Annotated in this window: 7 protein-coding genes; 5 read left to right on the plus strand and 2 right to left on the minus strand. The window is 62.1% G+C overall.

Annotated elements, in window-relative coordinates:
- Positions 1–20: 20 nt before the first annotated feature.
- Complete coding sequence (locus GXY33_00085; protein NLX03520.1) at positions 21–347, plus strand: response regulator transcription factor; 327 nt, start codon at positions 21–23, stop codon at positions 345–347.
- Between the two features lie 37 nt (positions 348–384).
- Positions 385–687, plus strand: coding sequence for a helix-turn-helix transcriptional regulator (locus GXY33_00090; GenBank protein NLX03521.1), 303 nt, complete (start codon positions 385–387; stop codon positions 685–687).
- Between the two features lie 117 nt (positions 688–804).
- On the opposite strand, the gene GXY33_00095 is transcribed toward GXY33_00090, so the two are convergent.
- A complete protein-coding gene (locus GXY33_00095; GenBank protein ID NLX03522.1) occupies positions 805–1,677 on the minus strand; it encodes a hypothetical protein in 873 nt (290 codons plus the stop codon).
- A gap of 21 nt (positions 1,678–1,698) precedes the next feature.
- Complete coding sequence (locus GXY33_00100) at positions 1,699–4,005, minus strand: hypothetical protein (GenBank protein NLX03523.1); 2,307 nt, start codon at positions 4,003–4,005, stop codon at positions 1,699–1,701.
- Between the two features lie 674 nt (positions 4,006–4,679).
- On the opposite strand from GXY33_00100, the gene GXY33_00105 reads away from it, so the two are divergent.
- From GXY33_00105 to GXY33_00115, 3 genes are all read left to right on the plus strand, one after another.
- Complete coding sequence (locus GXY33_00105; GenBank protein ID NLX03524.1) at positions 4,680–5,408, plus strand: restriction endonuclease; 729 nt, start codon at positions 4,680–4,682, stop codon at positions 5,406–5,408.
- Between the two features lie 16 nt (positions 5,409–5,424).
- Entirely contained in the window at positions 5,425–6,117 is a 693-nt protein-coding gene (locus GXY33_00110; protein NLX03525.1) for an S-adenosylmethionine-binding protein, read from the plus strand.
- A gap of 153 nt (positions 6,118–6,270) precedes the next feature.
- Positions 6,271–6,338, plus strand: a 68-nt coding sequence (locus tag GXY33_00115) for a LacI family DNA-binding transcriptional regulator (GenBank protein NLX03526.1), incomplete at its 3' end; no start/stop codon positions are given.

Here is a 6,338-nt window from a genome sequence, read left to right on the forward strand (position 1 = left end):
TTTTTTGTTTGGAGCGACTCGTGACGACCGGCGCCTCTTGTCGAACGGAAGGTCGGATCTTCTCCGAGTGCGAATGGCGGTTGCTCTCGGATGATCTGGGCTTCTCTCCGCGGCAGGTTCAGATCGTCCGGTGCCTGTTCGACGGCCTGAGCGACAAGCAGGTGGCGGCCGAGACGCGAGTGTCGGTTCCGACCGTGCGGACGCACCTGACGCGCCTCTTCACGCGGCTCAACGTCCAGGACCGCAACGAACTGATTCTGTACGTCTTCCGGCGGTTCCGGAGACGCTGCATCAAGTCGGAGTGCCCGCGCTGCCGGCGGCAGTCGGCCCTGGCGGGCGGCGAGTAGGATGATTGCGGCAATGTACCTGGTCAAGGACAGATCGGTGACGCGAGACGAAGCGGACGACCGTCTGGTCGACGAGGGCGACGCCTTCAGCGACCGCGAGTGGGATGAACTGATCGAGGCACTGGGCCTGTCGGGCCGCCAGGTGCAGATCGCACGGTTGATCTTGGAGGGCATGAGCGACAAACAGATCGCAGCGGAATTGCGGATGTCCATCGCCACCGTGCGAACGCATTTGAGTCGCCTGTTTGCCAAGCTGGAAGTTCAGAACCGTAACGAACTCATCCTCCTGGTGCTTCGCCAGTTCCGCACCGGATGCCGGGAGGCTGATTGTCTGCGGTAACCGCCCAACCAATGCACTGAGGTAACGGGCGACATGGAGAACAAGCGCACCTCGCTTGATACGAGGTGCGCTTTTCTTTTGCGCGCCGCACGACGGGAACGGCCATCGACTCGCGGCCTAACGCCACACCGCCAGAAGGATGACCGCCAGGCCAAGGACGATGCCCAGGGATTTCCATGGGTTGAGCCGTTCACGGAAGATCAACGCCGTGGCGACGATGCCGCCCAGGAACGAGACGCCCTGGATCACGGGAAAGGCGACCGAGGCCGGCAGTTGCATCGCCACCAGCAACAGCAGGACGGCCGTGCCGTTGCCCAGGCCCATACCGACGCCCCACGCGATCTGGTCCCACCGGAACTGCTGACGAGGCCGCCGCCATTCGTCCAGCCACGACAGCGACGCGCCCGCGGCGTACATGATCGGCGAGAGGGCTGAGAGGTTCACGCCCGCCGGCAGAAAGGCGTTGAGCTTGAACCCGAACATCAGCGTGCCGTTGACCAGGAGGACCATCGCCAGGAGCAGTATCAACGTGAGTCGCCGATCGGCCCGGACGTCCCCGGCGCGGGCGGTGCCGCGGACGAACGCCAGCAGCATGCCGCCAAAGACGATCAGACACAAAGCGTCGGTCCAGCGAAGCGCCTCGCCCAGAAACACCGCCGCCAGGCCGATCGGCACGATCAGGCCCAGATTGGCCATGGCCCACGGCAGCGACGGCGGCCCGTAGTGGTTGGCCAGTACGGTGGCGGTGACGGTGCCGTAACAAAGGAGGCCCAGAACGATCCCGAGCGTCCACAAGTGCCAATCCCACCACGAACCCGGCTGGGTCAGGGCCACGACCAGCGAAATCGCGCCCGCAGCCGTCATGGCCAGCGCGCCGAACCGCGAAGGACGGCAGTCGTAATGCTGAGCCCCTTTAACCGTCACCGCAACCACGGTATTGGCCAGACCCGAAACCACGGCACAGACAAGGGGTATTCCGCTGATGATCATGTAGGGCTTCTTACATCAGACTCAACGCGGCCGGGCGAGCCACGAAACCGCGTAGCACGCCGCGCCGGCCAGGAACACCCACGTGAATCCCGCCGCCACCGCCAGCACCATGCCCGCGATCGACCCGATCACCGACGCCGCGCCGTTGACGCCCCAGAGCGCCGAGACCGGAGCGCCGCGCTCATCCTGGGCTGAGTGCCGAAGCCCAAGCGGGAACGGCATGCCCATCAAAAATCCGAACGGGAAGACCAACGCCGCGGTCAAACCGATCCGCGCCATCAGCGGCAGGGCCAGCGTCGCCTGAACGATCGCCGGCAGCGCGAACGCCGCGATCACGATCAAAACCACCAGGATCGGGATGATCCGGCCAAGGGCCGACCCGATCCGCTCGGCTGGGTAGCGACGGGCGTGGAAGCTGCCCAGACTGCCCGCCAGCAGCAGCGTGAACAAAATCACCACCAGCGTGTAGATCGGATGGCCCAGCAGCAGGATCAGCCGCTGAATCAACGCCACCTCGCAGACGATAAACCCGACGCCCAGACCGGCGAAATACAGCAGCGTCCGTCCGCCCGGAGCGCGGAAGCCGAACACCCGGCCGCCCGCCAGCAACACCACCGCGAACCCCATGACCCCGGTCACCGGCGCGGTCAAGAGCCGAACCGCGAAATCCGGAACGCCGTACGGCTTGTCCGTCGCGAAGAAAAACGGATGGTTGTCGTTGACCGGAGTCGCCAGCTTATCGAAGCTCTCGGTATAGCGGGGAAAGTCGATCGTGCCCTCGAAGAGGTCCTGATACGGCTGGTCCGACGGCCGGCCCGGCCCGTAGAACACGTGGGCCTCGCCGTGCCCAGCCAGCATGGCGTCGATCTTCGCCGGCTCGATCGGCGAACGGGCGAGCATGAACACCGTCTCGACCGGTTCCTCGCCCTGCGGCTTGGTCTTGGCCACCGCGAGGATGCGCTGACCCACCTCGGCGACCGACAGCCCGCGATCCGTCAGGAAGTCCACCGAATTGGCCACCAGCCGCGGCACGTCCGTCGGCCACCGCACGATCACCAACGCCCCCCTATCGCTCAGATGGTCGTAATACGCCTCGATCGCCTCGCGGGTGTACAGGTAGTTCTCGGTCAGCGACAGCCCGCCGCTGGCCACCGACGCCCACGAATCGACGAACCCCAGAATGATCAGATCGAACTTCCGGTCGGTCCGCTGGATGAAGTTGCGTCCCTCGTCCATCACCAGCTCGACCTTCGGATGGTCGTAGAGATTGCCCGCCGCCGCCCCGAGCTGACGCACGCGGTTGACGATCAACGGGTTCATCTCGACCGCGGTTACCTTCGGACTGCCCGCCACGAGCGAGAGCACCACGTCCGTCCCGCCGCCGGGCCCGATCACCAGCACCCGCGGCTCGGACGCGATCCGGAACGGAAACGCCCGGAACCACTCCATCCCATCGGCCAATCCCTCAGCCGTTCCGTCCCACTTCAGCACGCTCGTCTCAGCGTCGCTGTCGATGAAAAGCCGAACCGCGTGAGTGTCGTCGAATCCGCTGACCGACGTGATCCGCGAATAGGCGTTCCACTCATCCGACTCGATCCGCGCCTCGGGATGCGCCGCCAGCAGCTTGTACAGCGCCTTGTCCGAACCGTCGCGGATGTTCAGCGTCTGCGTCTGAAGATTCCACACCGCCAGCGCGATGTTGCCCGCCAACACCACCACCGCCACCGCGGTCAGCACCTTTGCCCGTTTGGGACTCGACGTCGCCGCCAGAATCACCGCCGCCAGCGCCGGCAGCAGGGCGATCGCCATCACCGTCGTCTCCGCTCCCAACAGCGACAGCACCACCGGCACCACCAGCGTACCCGCCGCTGCGCCGACCAGGTCGGCGAAGTACAAGCGGTTCACGTCCCGCCCGTGGCTCTCAAACGCCAGGCTCAGCACCGCCCCGCCGACGAAAAACGGGGCCAGACTCAGCATGAAGTAGAAGTTCATCCGCTCCGGCGAGAACGGAAACTGCAAAATGCCGTACGGAAACAGCGGCAGCACCACCGCCAGCACGATCGACAGCACCGCCAGCAGCTTCTGGGCGTGCCGGCCAAATCGCGAAAGCCCCAGCAGGTACACGAAAAACCCGCCAAGCCCCCATCCGAACAGCGCCACCGAAATCGCCACGAACGCGTAGTGGTACCAGATCGTGGCTGAGAATATCCGCGTCAGCGCCAGCTCGAACATCAGCCCCGAAGCCGACACCAGCACCACCGCCGCCAACAGCGCCCGCGGCGCCCGATGCCCTGCCGCCGCGCCAGCCAACGAACCTGAACCGTCCATACAGCCTCCATTCGTCAAGGATACCGTCACCGCCCCTCCAAGCCGCGAACACTATACTGCCCCCGCCCCACCACCGCAAGAGGCAACAGGCGGTGACACCGCCCACCCGATTGCTGATTTCTGATTGTTGACTACTGATTTTCTGAGTCCCCGAATCCCCAACCCCCAGCCCCCAATCCCCCTCTCTCCCCCCTCTGCGTCTCCGCGCCTCCGCGGGAGAACGCTTCCGGCCCTCGCCACCGCAACGCAGATCCGCCGCCCTCGGCGGATTCTTCTCTCCCCTACCTGACTCCCCGACCACCTGACCTCCTGACCACCTATTCCCCACCGCCGCCGCCGCGACGCACGTTCAGGCCCATCCGTGAGCCCGGAAGTAAAGATACCACGCCTGTCAAATACGCACAAAAACCGCGTTCCCTACCGCCCTAGCGGAAGTCAGGCAGGAATCTCTGCGGGGATTTCTGCCGTTTCCTCCTGTGGACCACATGTCCACTGAGGCCATCGCTGGCACTGGAGCAGTAGCAATTACTCCTGGGCATTAGCAGAAAGTGCGAGACGGCCACGAGAAAGCAATTGACGGATCTTTATTGAGAGAATACGATTAATATCACTTAAGGGCTAGCGTTCCAGAGATCACTGCTTGCTGACGGCCTGAGCTGATCGTCGAGGGTTCTATGTTCGAGCAGATCAAGAAGAAGGGATTTCAGGTCCTGACCCTTCACCACGCGGAGGCGATTCTCAAGCACGACATGACTGAGGGGGCAACAGAGCTTGAGAAAGTGCTTCTGCAACTCGAGATCCCGGCGGAGGAGTTGGTGCGAGGCGGAGGCGGTGAAGGAGAAATGACGCAGCGTGTGCGCCGCGCGCTTGCTGATGAATACGGCTGGGAGAAGCACAGCTTCCAGATCAAGAAGATCGTCGATGGGGAAGAGAAGGAGTCCATTTCGCACGAAATCGATCATGTCAAGCGCTTTGCCGCAGGCACGTTTGCTTTGGAAATCGAATGGAACAACAAGGACCCGTTCTTTGATCGCGATCTGGAGAACTTCAAACGGCTTCACGCCGACGGCGTCATATCGATTGGCGCGATCATCACCAGAGGCACATCTCTTCAGGAGTCCCTCAGGGACATTGTGGCTGACTTCGCTCGCAGAAAAGGCATCAACAACCAACGAGGTCTCTCAAACTACTATTCGCCAACGTCGAGGCAGTTGCAGATTATCGCCCGAGCAGCGGAGTCCAGAGGGTCATTTGAGGAGGGATGGGCGCACGCTTTTGTTTCCGACAAGTTTGGAGAAGCCACCACACACTGGAGAAAACTCGAAGATCGGGTCCGACGCGGAGTTGGCAATCCATGCCCCCTGTTGTTAATCGGGATTCCAAGGCAGGTGGTTATACCTTAAATGCCGGGAGACTGAAATGGGCGCAAACATATTCAATATCGCGGAGCCAAATCCGTCGGAAGATTTGCTGGCGAAGGTAAGCGGGCAGTATTCAACAATCCTGGCGGATCCGCCCTGGCAGTTCCAGAATAGAACCGGCAAGATGGCGCCTGAACACAGGCGGCTGCTGAGATATCCAACGATGGAATTGAAGGAGATACTGGAACTACCGGTCTCCAAACTCGCAGCCGCAAGGTCACACCTCTACCTATGGGTGCCGAATGCACTGCTTCAAGAGGGGCTGCGGGTCATGGAAGCTTGGGGCTTCACCTACAAGACGAATCTGGTCTGGTACAAAATCCGGAAAGACGGAGGGCCGGACGGACGCGGGGTAGGCTTCTACTTCCGCAATGTTACTGAGTTAGTCTTGTTCGGTGTGCGCGGCAGTATGCGAACGCTGTCGCCTGGAAGGACTCAAGTCAACCTCCTGTCAACCCGGAAGCGAGAGCATTCACGCAAGCCTGATGAGATCTATGATCTTATTGAGGCGTGTTCACCCGGGCCGTATCTGGAGTTATTTGCCCGATTCCGTCGGCCAGGTTGGGGTCAGTGGGGCAATGAAGATGTGGAAGAGAATACGTGCTGTGGCGTGGCGCGACGCAAGGGACACGTAGACCCACAGCTACGACTTCTTGAAGCGCCCAGAGGGTATGCCGCAGGGGGTGCATAGCGGCAACATGCTGGCACGGGGGCACAGGCGGATTCCGTAGCCTGTTTCGTTTCACAACTCTCTTGACCTCCCGCCGAATCTTCGTTACCATGCATGTAACGACCGTGAAAATTACATCTAACTTGCAGGTCATGCAGTCAGGCGGGTTTGATTATGAGCATTCGGCGGATTGCGGAGCGGTCGGGGGTTTCGGTGGCGACGGTCTCGCGCGTGCTGAGCAA

The sequence above is a fragment of the Phycisphaerae bacterium genome, assembly GCA_012729815.1.
Classification (GTDB): Bacteria; Planctomycetota; Phycisphaerae; order JAAYCJ01; family JAAYCJ01; genus JAAYCJ01.

Bases quoted from the DNA above. Each gene is read 5' to 3' on its own strand.
- GXY33_00110 (NLX03525.1), top strand. From the start codon at position 5,425: ATGGGCGCAAACATATTCAATATCGCGGAGCCAAATCCGTCGGAAGAT.
- GXY33_00105 (NLX03524.1), top strand. From the start codon at position 4,680: ATGTTCGAGCAGATCAAGAAGAAGGGATTTCAGGTCCTGACCCTTCAC.
- GXY33_00095 (NLX03522.1), bottom strand. From the start codon at position 1,677: ATGATCATCAGCGGAATACCCCTTGTCTGTGCCGTGGTTTCGGGTCTG.
- GXY33_00100 (NLX03523.1), bottom strand. From the start codon at position 4,005: ATGGACGGTTCAGGTTCGTTGGCTGGCGCGGCGGCAGGGCATCGGGCG.